Origin of the sequence: Oceanobacillus kapialis, from assembly GCF_044790185.1 — a bacterium.
Lineage (GTDB): Bacteria > Bacillota > Bacilli > Bacillales > Amphibacillaceae > Oceanobacillus_B > Oceanobacillus_B kapialis.
Genome location: NZ_CP085256.1, coordinates 1769919 through 1789982 on the forward strand (window position 1 = coordinate 1769919; position 20064 = coordinate 1789982).

Below are 20064 nucleotides of genomic sequence, written 5' to 3' on the forward strand. Positions count from 1 at the left end.
GGTAAATACTTTGTGACGTTTCCTTGACATTCCTAATATAGACAATTAAAATTGAACATGTATAAATTTATAATTTATATTAAATGAATTATTGTTCTATTGCATTTGAAAAACGGTACATGCCGACAATAATGACTTGAAAAATTTAATAGCAATAGGAGGTGAAATTATGGACAATCCTTTCTTTATAATCATCATCTCCATTTTGCTCCTAATCGTCGGTATTGTTGTTGGTTATCTGATTCGTAAATCTATTGCTGAAGCTAAGATTTCCAGTGCAGAAACCTTAGCAAAACAAATAGTAGATGAGGCACATCGAAATGCAGATGCCGCTAAAAAAGAGGCACTTCTTGAAGCGAAGGATGAAAATCATAAGCTTCGTCAGCAGACAGAAGAAGAGTTGCGAGAACGTCGTTTAGATGTACAGAAGCAAGAAAATCGTCTGATGCAAAAAGAAGAAAATCTGGACAGAAAAAGTGATACATTAGACAAGCGTGAGCTCATGTTAGAGAAGAGAGAACAGTCACTAACAGAAAAACAACAACAAATTGAAGAAATGGAAAGCAAAGTGGAAGCTATGAAGCATGAGCAGCAAACAGAGCTTGAGCGCATTTCAGGATACACGACCGACCAGGCTAGACAGGTTATTTTAGAACGTATTGAGAAAGATGTTGCACACGATTCCGCGCTTATGATTAAAGAAGCTGAAAATCGTGCTAAGGAAGAAGCTGACAAGAAGGCGAAAAATATTCTTTCTCTTGCTCTTCAACGTTGTGCGGCCGATCACGTTGCGGAAACAACTGTTTCTGTCGTGAATCTTCCAAATGATGAGATGAAAGGTCGTATTATTGGAAGAGAAGGACGTAATATTCGGACGTTGGAAACGTTAACCGGAATTGATCTAATTATTGATGATACACCGGAAGCGGTAATATTATCTGGGTTTGACCCAATTCGTCGTGAGACAGCCCGTTTAGCGCTTGAGAAACTCGTTCAAGATGGTAGAATACATCCAGCGAGAATCGAAGAAATGGTTGATAAGTCTAGACGCGAAATAGACGAATATATAAGAGAGATCGGTGAGGAAACCACTTTTGAAGTGGGTGTGCATGGCCTCCATCCGGATCTTGTTAAAATTCTCGGTCGACTGAAATATCGGACAAGTTATGGACAAAACGTCCTTAAGCACTCAACAGAGGTAGCTTACCTATCTGGTTTGCTTGCTGCTGAATTAGGTGAGGATGAGACATTGGCTAGAAGAGCCGGATTACTACATGATATCGGGAAAGCTATCGATCATGAAGTAGAAGGAAGCCACGTTGAGATCGGAAAAGAACTAGCGATGAAGTATAAAGAACACGAAGTTGTCATTAACTCAATTGCCTCCCACCACGGAGACGAGGAGCCAACCTCTATTATTTCTGTGCTTGTTGCTGCTGCGGATGCACTATCTGCTGCTAGACCTGGTGCAAGAAGTGAGACACTTGAGAATTATATCAAGAGGCTGGAGAAGCTGGAGGAGATTTCCGAGTCATTTACAGGAGTCGAAAAATCCTTTGCAATCCAGGCAGGTAGAGAAATACGTATTATGGTGAAACCTGATGAAATTGATGATATTGAATCTGTTCGAATCGCTAGAGACATTCGAAAACGAATTGAAGGTGAACTTGATTATCCGGGACACATAAAAGTTACGGTAATTAGGGAAACGAGAGCAGTAGAGTATGCTAAATAGCAAATTGATTACAAAAAAGCGGTCATAAGACCGCTTTTTTATATTGATCCAAAAGAGTAAAAAGGATAGTATTCATAGCGGCAGCTTTTAGGCTAGCTGTTTTTTTGACAAGCGAATTTATATGTGAAAAACTAAAGATATCTAATAGAGATAGGATGAAGGATTTATGAAAATACTTTTTATTGGCGATGTAGTAGGTTCTCCGGGGAGAGATATGGTTCAGGAGTATTTACCAAAATTAAAAGAGAAATATCGACCAGCAATGACTATTGTTAACGGAGAAAATGCTGCTTCTGGTAAAGGTATTACAGAGAAAATTTATAAACAGTTTTTAGAATGGGGAACCAATGTGGTTACAATGGGGAACCATACATGGGATAAAAAAGAAATCTTTGAATTTATCGATGATGCTAAATATATGATTCGTCCTGCAAATTTCCCTGAGAATAATCCGGGGAAAGGGATTGTATACGTGAATATAAATGGGATAGAAGTGGCCGTTATTAATATGCAGGGGCGGACCTTTCTGCCAGTAATAGATGATCCATTTCTTAAGATGGATTCGCTTATTGAAGAAGCCAAACAGCGTACGAATATTATATTTGTTGATTTTCATGGCGAAGCAACTAGTGAAAAACAAGCTATGGGCTGGTATGTGGACGGGAGGGTCAGTGCTATAGTAGGAACTCATACCCATACGCAAACTGCAGATGAACGCATTCTCCCAGGTGGGACAGCATACATTTCGGACGTTGGAATGACTGGCCCCTACGACGGAATACTTGGTGTGAATAGAGAGGCAGTAATAAAAAGGTTTCTAACATCCATGCCAGTACGTTTCGAAATTACAAAAGAGGGAAGAACACAATTAAACGGGTTAGTTGTGACAATTGATAATAGCAGTGGAAAAGCTACCAAAGTAGAAAGGATCATGATCAACGAAGATCACCCGTTTTTTGGGTAGGCGATAGAACTCTTTCGAATTTTTCCTTCATACTGTAATAAGCTAACATCTCCAAGAATATAGTAGCAATAGAACTACAATAGCAAATAAAGGAGGTACTAGTAATGGAAGTATTAAAAGTTTCAGCTAAATCAAGTCCAAACTCAGTAGCAGGCGCACTTGCAAATGTCCTAAGAGAACGCGGCTCAGCGGAAATTCAAGCAATTGGTGCAGGCGCACTAAACCAAGCGGTGAAAGCTGTAGCTATTGCGAGAGGGTTTGTAGCACCTAGTGGCGTTGACTTAATATGTATTCCAGCGTTTACAGATATTATGATTGATAATGAAGAGAGAACAGCCATTAAGCTTATTGTAGAGCCGAGATAAAAGAATAAAAAATTCTTACCTCCCACCTAGGGAGGTTTTTATTATGGTAGAAAATGACAAAGCTGACCGAATCTTGCAGTTGATCACTTGGGTCTTACTGACAGTTCTGGCGGAATAAATAGGAGACAGGGACAATATAATCTGCGCTATTGTCCGCTTAGCTTCAAACATACGAGACTAGGCGACTTCACAAATCATCCTTACTTAAGACATCATCAATTCTTTCCAGTCACTACGTTTTTAAATGGCACTCTATGCTTTTATTGAATAATATTGTATATTTTGCTTTTTGCATTTATACTGTAATAATGTATAGGTATAGTTTGAATGGGTAGTACATGAAAGGAGTCTTTTACATGAATGAGCAGCAACGTAAAGAACAGGCACAAATTAAACAGGTAGATGCCGCGGACAGAAAATCCGGTCAGGAAAAGCCTTTGAGTGAAAAAACAAGTGCTGATTTTGCAAAGTACTTTGAAACGACTTATGAACCGCCTAACTTAAATAAAGCAAGAAAACGTGGCAGGGATAAGGTGAACGTCCACTATGATTTTGCTATCCCAGAAGATATGGAGCGTATCGGTGAAGGGAAGAAATTTTTAATTCGTACATATGGCTGTCAGATGAATGAGCATGACACGGAAGTGATGGCTGGTATTTTAACGGAAATGGGATATGAATCAACTTCTGATACAAATGAAGCAGACATTATTCTCTTAAATACTTGTGCCATCCGAGAAAATGCTGAAAACAAGGTTTTTGGTGAAATTGGCCATTTGAAGCCTTTGAAACTAGAAAAGCCTGATTTAATCTTAGGTGTTTGCGGTTGCATGTCCCAAGAAGAATCTGTAGTAAACCGCATTCTAAAAAAACATCAGCATGTAGATCTTATTTTTGGTACACATAATATCCATCGCTTACCACATCTTGTAAAAGAGGCGATGTTTGGTAAAGAAAAAATTGTTGAGGTATGGTCTAAAGAAGGTGACGTAATAGAAAATCTTCCGAAAGCAAGAAAAGGGAAGATTAAGGCATGGGTTAATATTATGTACGGCTGTGATAAATTCTGTACTTATTGCATTGTTCCTATGACGCGTGGGAAGGAAAGAAGCAGAAGACCTGAGGATATTGTTCAGGAGGTTCGTCATCTTGCTGCCCAAGGATACCAGGAAGTAACGTTGTTAGGACAAAACGTTAACGCATACGGGAAAGACTTTGATGACATCACATACGGTTTAGGTGACTTAATGAATGATATTCACAAGATCGATATTCCTCGTGTTCGTTTTACGACTTCCCATCCAAGGGATTTCGATGATCGTTTAATTGAAGTATTAGCCAAGGGCGGAAATTTACTTGACCACATCCACTTACCAGTCCAATCCGGCAGCAGTGAAATATTGAAAAAAATGAACCGTAAATATACGAGAGAAGAATACCTTGAGCTCGTAAGAAAAATTCGGGAAGCAATGCCTAACGCGACATTAACGACAGATATCATCGTTGGTTTTCCTAATGAGACAGAAGAACAATTCGAAGAGACGATGACGTTAGTCGAAGAAGTAGGGTTTGAGGCTGCTTATACCTTTATTTATTCACCTCGTGAAGGGACTCCTGCTGCAAGGAAAAAAGATGATGTCCCAGAAGAAGTGAAAAAGAAACGGCTTTATCGTTTAAATGAACTTGTTAATAAGCAATCCGCTGAATCGATGAAAACCTATCAATACCAAAAGGTAAAAGTGCTTGTCGAAGGAGAAAGTAAAAAAGATCCTGACGTATTAGCGGGATATACAGAAAAGAATAAGCTAGTTAACTTTAAAGGACCTAAGTCCGCGATTGGTAGTATTGTAGAAGTTGAAATAACAGAAGCCAAAACATGGTCTTTAAATGGTGTAATGGTGGAAAACACAGTTGAGGTGAATTAATATGGCAGAATATACACGCTCTCAAGTATTGGATGAAGCAAAAAAACTTGCTGCAATGCTTGCAAATACAGAAGAGATTGATCGCTTTAAACAGGTTGAGGCAAAAATTAACCAAAACCAGAAAGTACAGAAATTAATAACGAAAATTAAAGCCTTGCAGAAGCAGGCAGTTAATTTCCAAGCATATGAAAAGAAAGAAGCATTAAAACGCATTGAAGAAGAAATTGACCGTTTGCAAAATGAGATTGACGAAATTCCGGTTGTACAAGAATTTAAGGAAACGCAAATAGTGGTGAATGATGTACTACAGCTCGTATCCGGTACAATTGCCAGAGAGGTTACGAACAATGTTATTGAATCAACTGGTGGAGATCTATTAGCAGGAGAAACAGGTTCAAAAATAAAAAAGAATACAGGATGTAGTAACTAAGTTAAATTTGGAAGCGGCTTTTCTGCTTCCTCTTTTTTTTATCCCTCCATAACTGGCAGTAAAACCCCGCGATCAACTACCAGTTAGTCCGACTCGTTCAACTAACATGTGGTGTTGAATAAGAGAAACCTCCACCACATGAAATTTCACTTTATCTATTTATAATGCAGTTAACCGGCTTTAAAAGTGGACTTTTCCTTTTTTCATAAATCGTTATGCACTTTAGGTATTTGTCTTGCATAAAATGACTATGAAAAAAGAGGAGGTAAAAGTAATTATGACTTTTCTTGAAAAAGACTATAGAGAAATCATTACGAAAGCGGTTTGTGGAAAAGGAAAAAAGTTCACGCAAGCTTCTCATTCCATTACACCATCTCATAGACCATCAAGCATTCTAGGGTGCTGGGTGATCAATCATTTATACAATGCCAAGAAAAAATCTGAAGACACTGTAGAAATCAATGGAAGCTATGATATCAACGTATGGTATTCCTTTAATGATAATACAAAAACAGAGGTCGTAACAGAAAGGGTAACCTATACTGACATTATCCCACTTTCTGTTAAGGACGATAAATGTATAAATGATGAATTTGATGTAATTGCAAGGGTTACACAGCAACCAAATTGCCTGGAATGCAAGATTGCAAGCAAAGGACACAAAATTGTCGTCGAGATTGAAAGAGAATTTGTTGTTCAAATTATCGGAGAAACAAAGATTGCTGTCCGTGTAGATCCTAGTTCAAACAACTTTGAAGATGATGAAGATGATTGGGATTACGAATTGACGGATGATGAATTGGAGCAAGTGGAACCAGACTTTCTTCACCATAAAGACTAATGAAGATTACGAGGGATAGCTTCTCTCGTAATTTTTTTCTGTTTAAAAGTCGCTATTGAGTATGAAAAGCAATGAATTTCTAATCGCTCACAAGTATCGATTGGAAATTCGTATCCATGAGGGCAAGTATGCTATAATACCGATAGTATTAGGATAGGTTTTGGAGGATGAAACATGGCAAAATATACACCCATGATGGAACAATATTTACAAATAAAAGCAGATTATAAAGATGCCTTTCTATTTTTTCGGTTAGGTGATTTTTATGAGATGTTTTTTAATGATGCAATAGAAGCAGCTAGAGAGCTGGAAATAACGTTAACCAAAAGGGATTCGAGTCAAGAGAATCCGATTCCCATGTGCGGAGTTCCTTACCATGCTGCAGCTAATTATATTAAAATACTTGTTGAAAAAGGCTATAAAGTAGCGATATGTGAACAAGTGGAAGATCCTAAGACGGCTAAGGGTGTAGTGAAACGAGAAGTGGTGCAGCTTATCACACCAGGAACCGTCATGGAAAGTACTATGCTCACAGAGGGAGAAAACAACTATATTGCAAGTCTTTCTCATTTTGAGGATGGGTCGTACGTAATAGCATACAACGATTTATCTACTGGTGAAAACAGACTCGCTCTAATAGAAGAGGGTTTTGAGGCAGTTATTCATGAATTTTATAACCAGCCTATTAGAGAAATAGTCATTTCCTCGACATTGCCTGAGGATTTGCAAAGTCAATTGCGTTCAAGGCTCCAGGTGACGTTATCATATCAAGACGAAGTGAAATTCAGTGCGGAGTATCGGGATCTTAGTGAGAACCTTAACGACGAACGTTTCATGACAGCTTTCAGCAGACTTCTTAACTATGTGCAAGATACACAAAAACGTTCTCTTGATCATTTACAACAAGCGCAAATTATTAACCGAAAGAATTACCTTTCTTTAGACATGTATTCTAAACGGAATTTAGAGTTAACAGAAACGATCATGAAGAAGGGAAAGCAAGGAAGTCTGCTTTGGGTATTAGATAAAACAGTGACAGCAATGGGGTCACGTACGCTGAAGAAATGGCTCGAAAGACCTTTATTACATAAGGACAAAATCGAGGAACGTTTGGAAGCAGTTGCTGCTTTTTACGAGCATTTTCTAGAAAGAGATACTTTAAGAGAAACATTGAAATCTGTTTATGACCTTGAACGGCTTGCGGGAAGAATTGCATTCGGTAATGTCAATGCAAGAGACCTCCAACAATTAAAGCAGTCTTTAGAAAGAATACCTGCTATTAAAGACACTCTTTTACAGATTAACCAGAGCGAGGTTATGAATCTAGCGAAGGATCTCCAATATCCTGAGCATTTAGTAGCCTTATTAAATGAAAGCTTGGTAGATGATCCACCAATATCGATAAAAGAAGGTTCTATTATTAAAGATGGCTATCATGATCAGCTTGATACTTATCGTGATGCCTCAAGAAATGGTAAGCAGTGGATAGCTGAGCTTGAACAGAAAGAGAAACAGGAAACAAACATAAAGTCGTTGAAAATAGGCTATAACCGTGTATTTGGTTACTATATTGAGGTTACTAGAGCGAATCTACACTTATTACCAGAAAATCGATATGAGCGTAAACAGACACTAACGAATGCGGAAAGGTTTATTACCCCAGAATTAAAAGAAAAAGAGCAACTCATATTAGAAGCGGAAGAAAAAAGTGTTGATCTAGAATACCAGCTCTTTTTACAAATCCGTGAAAAAATTAAACAGCATATTCCAGAGATACAGTATTTGGCTGATATCGTTAGTAGAATTGATGTTTTGCAGACATTTGCTACTGTTAGTGAAATGAATAACTATAATCGCCCTAGCTTCCATTCAGAAAAGCTGGAAATTAAAAAGGGGCGTCACCCTGTAGTCGAACAAGTCATGCAGGATGGAAACTTTGTACCAAATGATGTGACACTTGATGCAGAGAAAAATATGTTGCTTATCACTGGGCCAAATATGTCAGGGAAGAGCACTTATATGCGCCAGCTCGCCCTCACTGTTATTATGGGGCAAATCGGTTGCTTTGTTCCATGTGATGAAGCAGAGTTGCTAGTATTTGATCAAATATTTACACGAATTGGCGCAGCGGATGACCTTGTATCCGGCCAAAGTACGTTTATGGTAGAAATGCTTGAAGCGAACCATGCGATCTCACATGCCACTGATAGGAGCTTAATATTACTGGACGAAATTGGTCGCGGGACTAGCACATATGATGGCATGGCATTAGCTCAGGCAATCGTAGAGTATATTCATAATAATATTCATGCTAAAACGTTATTTTCCACACATTATCATGAACTTACCTCATTAGAAAATTCTTTGGAGCGCCTGAAAAATATTCATGTGCGTGCAGAAGAACATGAGGGAAGTGTTGTTTTTCTACACCAAATAAAGGATGGTGCGGCAGATGAAAGCTATGGAATTCATGTAGCAAAGCTTGCCAACTTGCCAGAAGCCTTAATAAAACGAGCTAATGTTATCCTTCAACAGCTTGAGGGGGAAGAAAAAGAAACAGCAAAGACTAATAAACGAGATGAAGCTTCCTCTGATCAGTTGTCATTCTTTGTGGAGGAAAATCCTGCTCCGTCAAAAGATGATCGAGTAGGTTCTCAAGCAGACGGAAAGCTAGTAAACCAGTTAAAAGAACTAGACTTATTTGATATGACGCCAATGGACGCGATGAATACCTTGTATCAATTGCAAAAACAAGCAAAGCAAAAGATGTGAATGAGAAAGGGATGTTAGTATGAGCATTGTGCAGATGCCTGATGTGTTAGCAAATAAAATTGCTGCTGGAGAAGTAGTGGAACGGCCTGCTTCTGTTGTGAAAGAACTTGTGGAAAACAGCATCGATGCACATAGCACATGGATAAAAATAGATATTTTAGAAGCGGGTCTTCAACAAGTTAAAATTACTGATAACGGAGACGGTATGTCAGCAGAAGATTGTGAACGAGCCTTTTTGCGCCATGCCACTAGTAAGATTAAAGATGAAAACGACTTATTTCACGTCAGAACATTAGGCTTTCGAGGAGAGGCCTTAGCAAGTATTGCCTCTGTAAGTAAACTGACCATTCAAACCTCCCAAGGAGAAGAAGCGGGTACACTGCTGCAACTAGAAGGTGGAAAGGTTACCCATAAGGGGAAAAGTGATGCACGTAAAGGGACGGAAATTTTAGTAGAGGATCTTTTTTATAATACACCTGCTAGATTAAAGTATATGAAAACAATTCATACAGAGCTGGGACATATTACAGACCTGCTTAATCGCTTATCGCTTTCCCATCCTGAAATACGGTTTGAGGCAACCCATAATGGCAAATCTTTGTTTAAATCTCCTGGAACTGGTGATCTATTGCAGGTTATTTCGAATGTTTACGGTATGGGAATAGCGAAGCAAATGCTCCCAATAGAACAAGAGTCTTTAGATTTTTCGATTCAAGGTTACATTGCCAAACCAGAGGTGACCCGTGCTTCAAGAAGCTATATTTCTACTGTCATTAATGGTCGCTATATTAGAAGTATACCTTTATCTCAATCTATCCTAAAAGCGTATCATACACTATTGCCTATAGGACGTTACCCTGTCGTAGTTCTCTCAATCACAATGGACCCTATACTTGTTGATGTAAACGTCCATCCAACAAAGCTTGAAGTAAGGTTTAGTAAAGAAAAAGAATTGTTCCACCTTATTGAAGAGGCAATTCGCCAAAAATTTAGGCAGCAAACTTTAATCCCGGAGCTAAATACAAAATCCTCCGTGCCTAAAGAGAAAACTATTCAGCACACGATGGATTTTGAACAAAAGCAAGCTGAAACAATATCCGAGCAGACCTGGAATCAAGAAGGGACCATTCGCGAAAAAAGACCTGACGAAGAGCGTACTACTGCGGAAGTGTTTCGTACATCGTATGATTCAGATGGAACAGAGCATGATGCCTCTGGTGAAGAAACGAGTGTGCCAACAATATCAGCTAATACACCTAAGAATTCAATAGATGCGGAAGATGATAAACAACAAGATAAACAACAAGTCAAACCTCGTGTACCAATGATGTATCCAATTGGACAACTACACGGGACATATATTATGGCACAAAACGAAAATGGCCTCTATATGGTAGATCAACATGCTGCACAAGAACGGATTAAATACGAATTCTTTAAAGCGAAGCTCGGAAGCACGACTAACGAGTCTCAGGAGCTTTTATTGCCACTAACCTTTGACTTTTCAAAACAGGAAGCAATTTTTGTTGAACAATATAAAACAGAGCTGGAGAAGGTGGGATTGTTTTTCGAACCATTTGGTCAGCATTCTTTTGTGATCCGATCACATCCGAATTGGTTCCCTACAGGTTTTGAAGAAGAGGTCATCAGGGAAATGATAGAACAAATAATGGCGGATGAGCGAATAAATATAGAGTCGATTAGAGAAGAAGCTGCTATCATGATGTCTTGTAAACGGTCCATTAAAGCAAACCACCATTTAAACCAGGAAGATATGTTCCGCTTGCTTGAAGATTTGAGACAAACAACGGATCCATTTACTTGTCCGCATGGGCGACCAATCATTGTACATTTTTCCTCCTATGAGCTTGAAAAGATGTTTAAAAGAGTGATGTAACATGAATAAACCAAATCTCCCTCGCCAATGATAGGAAAAAAGATATTGAGGTGGATTTCATGGAAAAGCAAAAGCTAATTAATTTTCTCAATCAATTGTTATCTAATCATTTTGTTCTATACGTAAAGCTTCATCGCTATCATTGGTTTGTGCAAGGGAGACATTTTTTCACGTTGCATGAGAAGTTTGAAGAAATGTACTTAGAAGTAGCAGAGGAATTAGACGAGATTGCAGAAAGAATTTTAATGATTGAAGGAAAACCACTTGCTACTATGACCAAATATTTAAAAGAAGCGACATTGGTAGAAGCAAACGCGGATGATAAAGAGGCAGAATTAATGAGCCAATTGTATGACGACTACAAACAACTGACTGAGGAAATTCACTCAACAGGACTCAATCTTGCAAGAGAAGTGGATGATGGCCCGACAGAAGATCTTCTTCTCTCTATTCAAGCAAAATTAGAAAAAAGATGTTGGATGCTTCGAGCATACTTAGCATATGATTAAATGTTGAAGATTTAGGGGATAATAATGAAACAAACAGTAATCGCGATTATAGGTCCAACAGCAGTAGGGAAAACAAAACTAAGTATTGAAGTTGCAAAGCAATTTAATGGTGAGATTATTAGCGGAGATTCCATGCAGGTATATAAGGGGATGGATATTGGTACAGCGAAAGTGAGCATTGAGGAAATGGAAGACGTTCCCCATTATATGATTGATATAAAAGAACCTTGGGAATCCTTCTCTGTTGCTGAATTTCAAACAAGAGTAAAGCACCACATAGAAGATATTGCGGCGAAAGGTAAACTGCCGATTTTAGTCGGTGGCAGTGGTTTGTATTTGCAGGCCGCTTTATATGATTATAACTTTGCCAATAAAAAACGCGATGTAATAATTACCGAGAAACTTGAAAAACAGTTGGAAGAAGAGGGATCTATACGACTATATAATAGGCTAAAAGAGTTAGATCCTGTTCAAGCGCATAAAATTCATCCAAATAATACAAGGCGCGTTATTCGAGCATTGGAAATCTATGAAACAACCGGGATGACAATGACAAAGTGGCAAGAATCTCAGCAGTTAACTTCCCCATATCATTTGCACGTAGTGGGGCTGGAAATGGACAGAGAAGTTTTATATAGCCGCATTAACGATCGTGTTGATAAGATGTTGGAAGAAGGCTTGGTGAAAGAAGTTGAGGCATTATATGAGAAGGGGTATAAAGATACTCCTGCTATGAAAGGTATTGGATATAAAGAATTTATACCTTTTTTTGAAATGCATCAATCACTTGATGAAACAATTGCCACGCTTAAGCAGAATTCTCGAAGGTTTGCCAAACGACAATATACTTGGTTTCGTAATAAAATGGACGTAAACTGGTATTTGCTTTCCCAAGAAAATACAAGGGAAAAAGTTAGACTTATTTTAAGTGATATTGCAGGATTTCTACAACAAAAGTAGAAATGAATATATAGATAGAAAAGAGGAGGAAGGAAAATGGCGCAAACAGTAAATATACAGGACCAATATTTAAATCAATTGAGAAAGAATCATATTGCGGTAACTGTGTTTCTGACAAACGGGTTTCAATTACGGGGTGTCGTCAAAGCATTCGACAATTTCACCGTTCTTTTAGAAACCGACGGGAAACAGCAGCTGATATTTAAGCATGCAATTTCCACATTCGCTCCTGCCAAAAATGTTAGTTTGGAAAAAGAATAAGCAATTATACGGGCGCTTTAATAGCGCTCGTTTTTCATTTTAGGTTAAAGCACCCAATTGGGCGAATGTCACAACTTTTCAGCCTCCGCGTATAATGAAATGACGGAGGGATGAAAGCATGGAAACACAGTTAATGCGTAGTAAAAGCAACCAAATAAATATTATTCTTCAGGATAGAAAAGAAGAGCTGAAGACACTACCAAAGAAGCAAGCTCGAATGAGGGAGAGCAATTCTTTTAAGCATATTGATAGCGAGTTTACTTCATTTGTTGGGTTACATGAATTAAAGCAAAAGATAAAGGAAGTTTATGCTACGGTAGTTATTAACGAAAAAAGGAAACAGGCAGGTTTATCATGTTCCAAACAAGTACTTCACATGCTTTTTAAGGGGAATCCTGGTACGGGAAAAACAACAGTGGCCAGAAAGCTTGCTAAAATATATTTTGACATGGGGCAGTTATCCAAGGGGCATTTTATTGAGGCCGAAAGAGCAGATTTAGTTGGGGAGTATATCGGTCAAACAGCACAGAAGACTAGAGCGCTTATTCAAAAAGCAATGGGAGGTATTCTTTTTATTGATGAAGCCTACTCCTTAGCGCGTGGTGGGGAGAAAGATTTTGGAAAAGAGGCCATTGATACATTAGTAAAGCATATGGAAGATTATCAAAATGACTTCGTACTTATACTTGCAGGATATCCTTCTGAAATGGAACGTTTCTTACTATTAAATCCTGGACTGAAATCGCGTTTTCCCTTCATTCTAGATTTTCAAAATTATGAGGTATCACAACTAATGGAAATAGCGAGACAAATGGCAGCTGAACGTGAATATAGATTTACAAAGGAAGCAATATATGAATTAAGGGAACATTTGACTAGAAAAATGCTAGAGGATGAACGACACTTCTCTAATGCACGTTATGTAAGAAACGTAATAGAGAACGCTATTAGATTGCATGCAGTAAGACTTTTGACGGAAGAGCATTTTACTACAGAGGATTTAATTCAACTTACTCGTGATGATCTATCTTTTGGTGACTAGTTTAGGTCTATTTTGTGCTTCATTGCCAACTTTGATAAGATAAAATTACCGTTTGGAGATAAATTCCCTATTAATAGAAAGGTTGTAGTTATGGCTGAAAAAATTCTAATCATCGCTGTTAAATTTAAACAACAAAATGAAGCAAGGTTTCAATCATCACTAGAGGAGCTTATTTCCTTAAGTGAAACTGCCGGCGGAAAAGTAGAAGCTGTTATGACACAGAATCGGGAACGAATAGATCCGGCGCATTATATTGGTACAGGTAAGATGGCGGAAATAAAGGATGCCATTACTAAATATAACATCGATTTAGTGATTTCGAATGACGAACTGTCAGCTGGTCAATTGCGAAACCTTGGTGCGGAGTTTAAGGTGAGGATTATTGACAGAAGTCAGCTAATTCTGGATATTTTTGCTCAACGTGCCCAAACAAAAGAAGGGAAGTTGCAAGTCGAATTAGCACAACTCGAGTATACTCTTCCCAGACTCCGTGGCCAAGGGATTGAAATGTCGAGGCTAGGTGCGGGGATCGGTACGAGGGGACCAGGTGAAACAAAACTGGAATCCGATCAACGACATATTCGAAGAAGGATTTATGATATTAAACGTAGATTGGAAACCATCGTTCAGCAACGAGCGCAATATAGGAAACGAAGGAAGACGAATGAAGCATTTCAAATCGCGATTGTGGGCTATACCAATGCGGGTAAGTCAACGTTATTCAATCGCTTAACGAAAAGCTCATCATTAGAAGAAAATCAATTGTTTGCTACACTCGATCCATTAACTAGACAAATCAAACTACCTTCTGGTTTTCAAGCTTTGGTTACAGATACTGTAGGGTTTATGCAGGATCTTCCGACAGCCTTAATTGCTGCCTTTCGTTCGACGTTAGAAGAAGTAAAGGAAGCGGATTTTCTCCTGCATGTAGTAGACGTATCCCACCCTGACCAGGAACAGCATCAGGATACTGTGAAGAAGCTATTAGATGAACTGGATGCCGGATCCATTCCAATGCTTACCATTTATAATAAAGAAGACCGTCTTAATGGGGAAGAAGTAATCCCCATGCAGCATCCATACGTTTTTATGAGCGCCTATCAACAAAACGATATTGACGCAATGCTCTCCAAGGTGGAAGCTATTTTACAGGAATTGTGGAATCCCTATAATGTCCAAATTGATCCTGAAAATGGAAAGCTATTAAATAGGTTGGAGCAGGAGACACTTGTCATGCGGAAAGAATTCGAGGAAACCATAAACAGATATGTGCTACAAGGATATATTAAACAAGATCACCCTTTAATGGGCTTTCTAGAGGAGTAACGACAACATATGATAAGAAAAATGATACAGCAAGCAGAATCAGATTGTTTTGATCAACATAGAGCGATTGAAGAAATTAGGGAAGTAAACCAAAAACGCGTACTTGATGCCTACCGTAAACACCGTGTTAGTGAAAGTCACTTCCACTCCACAAGCGGGTATGGGTATGATGATATCGGAAGAGAAACCTTAGAAGCAGTGTATGCAGAGGTTTTTGGTGGGGAGGATGCGCTTGTCAGACCCCAAATTGTCTCAGGTACGCATGCGATTACAACAGCATTGTTCGGGTTACTACGCCCGAATGACGAATTAATTTATATAACTGGTAAACCATATGACACGCTTGAAGAAGTGATTGGAATCCGAGGTAATAATACAGGGTCCCTAAAAGAGTTTCATGTCAGCTATAATCAAGTTGATCTAAAAGAAGATGGACAAGTTGATTTCCAACGAATAAAAGAAGCTATTACGGACAAGACAAAGGTGATTGGCATACAACGATCGAAAGGGTATGATGACCGCCCTTCTTTTACAATTGAACAAATTAAAGAAATGACTTCCTTTGTGAAAGAATTAAAAGAGAATGTGATCGTTTTTGTGGATAATTGTTACGGCGAATTTGTAGAGGATAGAGAACCATTACATGTTGGTGCGGACCTAATTGCAGGTTCTCTCATTAAAAATCCCGGGGGAGGAATTGTGAGGGCTGGTGGATATCTTTCCGGTAAGAAAACACTTATCGAGCAATGCGCTAACCGCTTAACTGCCCCTGGTTTAGGCAAGGAAACAGGAGCAACATTACATACATTGCAAGAGATGTTTCAAGGATTTTTCCTTGCTCCACATGTTGTAGGTGAGGCTCTAAAAGGAGCGGTATTTACTTCAAGATTACTAGAGCTGGCTGGTTTTGAGACAAGCCCTCATTATCAGGAAAGGCGGACGGACTTGATTCAGTCCGTTACTTTTCGCCAAGAGCAACCGATGGTTCGATTTTGCCAGGAAATTCAACGCAATTCACCTGTTAACTCTTTTGTAACTCCATACCCTAGTGAGATGCCTGGTTATGAAGATAATGTCATCATGGCTGCGGGTACTTTTATTCAAGGTGCTAGTATCGAATTATCAGCTGATGGACCCTTAAGGCCTCCATTCACTGCATTTGTGCAAGGAGGTTTAATTTATGCACACGTTAAATTAGCGTTAGTAGCAGCTATAGAAACCCTTCTTGAAGAAGGTTTCATTTCAAAGAGTTAGGGTATATGAAAAAAGTGTAAACTATGCCAGTCAGGAATAATTATAATTAAACATTCGTTAAGTGTTAGGAAACCTTACATATAGTTGACATATTACCTGACATCTCATATAATATAAATAATTCGTCATAAGGGGGTCATGAATTGAATGATCAAGACAGACGTTCCATGCCCTTATTTGCAATTGGGATTGTAATGAAACTTACAGAACTAACTGCTCGACAAATAAGGTACTATGAAGAGCATGATTTAATTCATCCAGAAAGAACTGGTGGGAACCAGCGGCTGTTTTCGTTTAATGACGTGGACCGATTACTGGAAATTAAAGATTTACTTGATAAAGGCTTAAATATAGCGGGGATCAAGTTAATGCTCCAGGAAGAAGAGGAAGTAATTGAAGAGACAGCAAAGCCCAGCTCCAATGAGTTAACAGACAAGGAGCTTCGAAAGATCCTGCGAACAGAGTTGACCGAAGCAGGAAGGTATGGGAAAGCTCATTTACGTCAAGGGGAGCTATCAAGATTCTTCACTAACCATTAATAATGTATAAAAAATATTGGTGCTACAACTTGTTATAAACAATATTTTTTATTCAAATATAAAATTATTTTAGGAGGAGAAGGAATGGGAGCAAGATTTTCAAAAGAAGAAATTATGAAACAAATTAAAGAGGAAAATGTGAGGTTTATTCGCTTACAATTCACAGACATGCTAGGAACAATTAAAAACGTAGAAATTCCATTAAGTCAACTGGATAAAGCGTTGGACAATAAAATGATGTTTGATGGTTCCTCGATTGAGGGGTTTGTACGTATTGAAGAATCTGATATGTATCTATATCCTGACTTAGATACATTTGTAGTGTTCCCATGGACTTCTGAAAAAGGAAAGGTTGCCCGTTTTATTTGCGATATTTACAAGCCAGATGGTACACCGTTTGAAGGGGATCCTCGCTATAATTTAAAACGTAATCTTAAAAAGATGGAAGAGCTTGGATTTGATGCCTTTAACATCGGTACAGAGCCAGAATTTTTCCTTTTCAAATTGGACGAAAAAGGCGATCCGTCTCTTGAATTGAACGACCGAGGTGGCTATTTTGATTTAGCGCCAACAGATTTAGGGGAAAACTGTCGTCGTGACATTGTGCTTGAACTAGAGGAAATGGGCTTTGAAATTGAAGCATCTCACCATGAAGTAGCTCCAGGGCAACATGAGATTGATTTCAAATACTCGGATGCTGTTAAGCATGCTGATGATATTCAAACTTTTAAACTAGTAGTTAAAACAATCGCTAGAAAACATAACTTGCATGCGACATTTATGCCGAAACCGTTATTTGGTGTTAATGGATCAGGAATGCATGTAAACATGTCATTATTTAAAGATGGAAAGAATGCTTTTTATGATGAAAATGGGGATATGCAACTTAGCGAAACAGCTTACCAGTTTATTGCAGGTACGATTAACCATGCGAAGAGCTTCACGGCTGTTACAAACCCTACAGTAAACTCTTATAAACGCTTAGTTCCAGGCTATGAAGCTCCGAGTTATATCGCATGGTCCGGTTCTAATAGAAGCTGTTTAATGCGTATTCCGAACTCACGTGGCATTAGTACTCGAGTTGAAGCTCGTAGTGTTGATCCGTCTGCAAACCCATATTTGGCCCTATCATCCTTGCTGGCAGCAGGATTAGATGGTATCGAGAAGAAAATGGATACACCACCTGCTGTGGACCGTAATATCTATGTTCTTTCTAAAGAAGAACGTGAAGAAGCAGGGATCCAGGACCTACCAAGCACATTAGCTCAAGCTCTAGAAGAATTGAAAAAAGATGAAGTTATCGTAAATTCACTTGGTGAACACTTGTTTGAACACTTTGTGGAAGCAAAAGAGATTGAATGGGATATGTTCCGTACCCAAGTACACCCATGGGAAAGAGAACAATATCTAAGCACCTATTAATTTCGAAGTATATAATACTGGGTTGGAGAACCCTCCTAAAAAGAGGCTGGGACATAACTAGCCTTAAGTAAGTAAAAAAGATTCCAGTTATCAAAAAATGATAGCTGGAATCTTTTTTGTTAGAGTTTGGGCTTGTATGTTGCATGGTGGCGGTGTATTTTCTTATGTTCACCGCCATTAATGCAAATCCTAACTCATTTTCCACTTTCGATTTGCCTCTCACCGACATTCGAGTGAAACGCAAATTAGCCTTCAGAAATCCGAAGACAGGTTCCACATCTATTTTACGTTTCCCATAGATTTCTCCCGTTTCTTCTTTTGAAAGCTGCTCTCTTATATATTCTTTTTGTTGTTCCCAATGAGCATTGTAGTAAATTTTCCGATTCTCTTTTGCTTTGGTACACTGATCGCGTAATGGACACCCAGAGCAATCTTCGCATTCATAGACACGAAAGGTTCGTTTGAACCCGGTTTTATCCTTTCGATTTGATAGGTATTGAAAAGCTACCTTCTTTCCGTTTGGACAAGTAAAAAAGTCTCCGTCTGAATCATACTCCCAGTTGGATACATGAAAAGGATTTGTTTTATATTTCTTTTTCTTTTCCTTCCGATAGGTATTATACGTAATGAGTGGCATCTTTTCTCGATGGAGTACATTACTGTAATTTTGTTCACTACCGTAACCCGCGTCAGCAACAATATACTTGGGTAACTTAAAATACCTATCTTCAATATTATCGAGGAAAGGAATAAATGTGCGAGTATCCGTAGGATTTGGAAATACATCATAGGCTAATGTGTATTGACCTTCGGTCGCAATTTGTACATTATAACCTGCTTTAAGTTGGCCATTTTTCATATAGTCATCTTTCATTCGCATAAAAGTGGCATCATGATCCGTCTTTGAATAACTATTGCGATCGCCAAAGATTTCCATATCTTTTTGATATTTGTGTTTACGAGCTTCAAAGTCTTGGAATTGTTTACGGTATTGCTTGGGTTCTTTTCGCTCGGAACGAAGTTGTTTGCGTTCTTTCGCTTCTTCACTCTTCTCGATTTCTTCATCATATTTTTTTACTTCTTCATCTAGTTTTTTTACCACTTCACTGAGTTCTTCCGTTGAAAGTTCATCGGAACTTTCCCTTTCTATTTCAGGGATAATTTCCTTTTCCAGTAATTCCTCATACAGTTGATTCGACTTCTTTATTAAATCGGTGCTGTATTTTTCAATGGATTTTTTCCACACAAAGGTGAACTTATTTGCATTCGCCTCTATCTTCGTACCATCAATAAAAATGGCCTCTTCTTCAATCATCTTCTCTTCCACAAGTTGACAACGAAATAGGACGAAACACTGACGTAATAATTCTTTTACTTCCGGATGCACACGAAATCGATTAATGGTACGATAACTCGGTTCATAGCCTTGTGCTAACCACATCATACGTACACTGTCTTTGAGTAACCCCTCTATTTTTCTGCCAGAAAAAACAGACTGCGTATAGGCACATAAGATAACCTTCATCATCATCCTTGGATGATATGCAGGGCATCCTGTTTCACGGAAAAACTCCGCAAATGAATCCTCTGGAATACTCTCCACAACATGATTAACTGCGTAGGCTATATCATTTTCTTGAAGTTTCATTTCTAAATCTAAAGGCAAAATGACTTGATTCATGGTATAATGTTTAAACATAAGGGATACCTCCGGTTCTGTTTTGGTGTGGTACTTTAACTTTACCAGAAGGTATCCTTTTTGCGTACATAAATTCAAAAAAAGTGGTGCTCCCCAGAGGGAAAGTACCACTTTTTTATTTTA

The 20064-nt window shown here is 38.5% G+C and carries 16 protein-coding genes and 1 pseudogene; 16 read left to right on the forward strand and 1 reads right to left on the reverse strand.

Annotated elements, in window-relative coordinates:
• Nucleotides 1-169: 169 nt before the first annotated feature.
• From rny to glnA, 16 genes and pseudogenes are all read left to right on the forward strand, one after another.
• Nucleotides 170-1735, forward strand: a complete 1566-nt coding sequence (gene rny, locus LG273_RS09295) for a ribonuclease Y (RefSeq protein ID WP_404459320.1) — start codon at nucleotides 170-172, stop codon at nucleotides 1733-1735.
• A 166-nt stretch (nucleotides 1736-1901) separates the two neighbouring features.
• Nucleotides 1902-2699 (forward strand): TIGR00282 family metallophosphoesterase, encoded by a 798-nt coding sequence (locus LG273_RS09300; RefSeq protein ID WP_404459322.1) that lies wholly within the window; start codon nucleotides 1902-1904, stop codon nucleotides 2697-2699.
• Nucleotides 2700-2803: 104 nt separating this feature from the next.
• Nucleotides 2804-3064 carry a stage V sporulation protein SpoVS gene (spoVS, locus tag LG273_RS09305; protein WP_379561162.1) on the forward strand — a complete coding sequence of 87 codons (261 nt, stop codon included), beginning with the start codon at nucleotides 2804-2806 and terminating at the stop codon, nucleotides 3062-3064.
• A gap of 356 nt (nucleotides 3065-3420) precedes the next feature.
• On the forward strand, nucleotides 3421-4989 hold the full coding sequence (gene miaB / locus LG273_RS09310) for a tRNA (N6-isopentenyl adenosine(37)-C2)-methylthiotransferase MiaB (protein WP_379561163.1): 1569 nt from the start codon (nucleotides 3421-3423) through the stop codon (nucleotides 4987-4989).
• A gap of 1 nt (nucleotide 4990) precedes the next feature.
• The gene (locus tag LG273_RS09315; RefSeq protein WP_379561164.1) at nucleotides 4991-5419 is read left to right on the forward strand and encodes a RicAFT regulatory complex protein RicA family protein; all 429 of its coding nucleotides are present in this window, start codon (nucleotides 4991-4993) and stop codon (nucleotides 5417-5419) included.
• 277 nt (nucleotides 5420-5696) lie between these two features.
• Entirely contained in the window at nucleotides 5697-6260 is a 564-nt protein-coding gene (locus LG273_RS09320; protein WP_379561165.1) for an outer spore coat protein CotE, read from the forward strand.
• 174 nt (nucleotides 6261-6434) lie between these two features.
• The gene (gene mutS, locus LG273_RS09325; RefSeq protein ID WP_404459325.1) at nucleotides 6435-9032 is read left to right on the forward strand and encodes a DNA mismatch repair protein MutS; all 2598 of its coding nucleotides are present in this window, start codon (nucleotides 6435-6437) and stop codon (nucleotides 9030-9032) included.
• Between the two features lie 19 nt (nucleotides 9033-9051).
• Nucleotides 9052-10929, forward strand: coding sequence for a DNA mismatch repair endonuclease MutL (gene mutL, locus LG273_RS09330; protein ID WP_404459327.1), 1878 nt, complete (start codon nucleotides 9052-9054; stop codon nucleotides 10927-10929).
• Nucleotides 10930-10988: 59 nt separating this feature from the next.
• Nucleotides 10989-11438, forward strand: coding sequence for a Dps family protein (locus LG273_RS09335; protein ID WP_379561168.1), 450 nt, complete (start codon nucleotides 10989-10991; stop codon nucleotides 11436-11438).
• 24 nt (nucleotides 11439-11462) lie between these two features.
• Complete coding sequence (miaA, locus tag LG273_RS09340; protein ID WP_379561169.1) at nucleotides 11463-12398, forward strand: tRNA (adenosine(37)-N6)-dimethylallyltransferase MiaA; 936 nt, start codon at nucleotides 11463-11465, stop codon at nucleotides 12396-12398.
• Nucleotides 12399-12434: 36 nt separating this feature from the next.
• Complete coding sequence (gene hfq, locus LG273_RS09345; RefSeq protein WP_379561170.1) at nucleotides 12435-12659, forward strand: RNA chaperone Hfq; 225 nt, start codon at nucleotides 12435-12437, stop codon at nucleotides 12657-12659.
• A 118-nt stretch (nucleotides 12660-12777) separates the two neighbouring features.
• Nucleotides 12778-13701 (forward strand): stage V sporulation protein K, encoded by a 924-nt coding sequence (gene spoVK, locus LG273_RS09350; protein ID WP_379561171.1) that lies wholly within the window; start codon nucleotides 12778-12780, stop codon nucleotides 13699-13701.
• A 90-nt stretch (nucleotides 13702-13791) separates the two neighbouring features.
• Nucleotides 13792-15027 (forward strand): GTPase HflX, encoded by a 1236-nt coding sequence (hflX, locus tag LG273_RS09355; RefSeq protein ID WP_379561172.1) that lies wholly within the window; start codon nucleotides 13792-13794, stop codon nucleotides 15025-15027.
• A 9-nt stretch (nucleotides 15028-15036) separates the two neighbouring features.
• A complete protein-coding gene (locus LG273_RS09360; RefSeq protein WP_404459330.1) occupies nucleotides 15037-16281 on the forward strand; it encodes an aminotransferase class I/II-fold pyridoxal phosphate-dependent enzyme in 1245 nt (414 codons plus the stop codon).
• Between the two features lie 143 nt (nucleotides 16282-16424).
• Nucleotides 16425-16820: a MerR family transcriptional regulator gene (locus tag LG273_RS09365; protein WP_379561174.1), complete on the forward strand. Its 396-nt coding sequence runs from the start codon at nucleotides 16425-16427 to the stop codon at nucleotides 16818-16820.
• A gap of 114 nt (nucleotides 16821-16934) precedes the next feature.
• A pseudogene (gene glnA, locus LG273_RS09370) lies at nucleotides 16935-18170 on the forward strand (type I glutamate--ammonia ligase); the annotation flags it as partial.
• Here glnA and LG273_RS09375 read toward each other — a convergent pair.
• Nucleotides 18118-19941: an IS1182 family transposase gene (locus LG273_RS09375; protein WP_404459332.1), complete on the reverse strand. Its 1824-nt coding sequence runs from the start codon at nucleotides 19939-19941 to the stop codon at nucleotides 18118-18120. The pseudogene glnA and the gene LG273_RS09375 sit on opposite strands and share 53 nt — an antisense overlap.
• Between the last annotated feature and the right edge of the window lie 123 nt (nucleotides 19942-20064).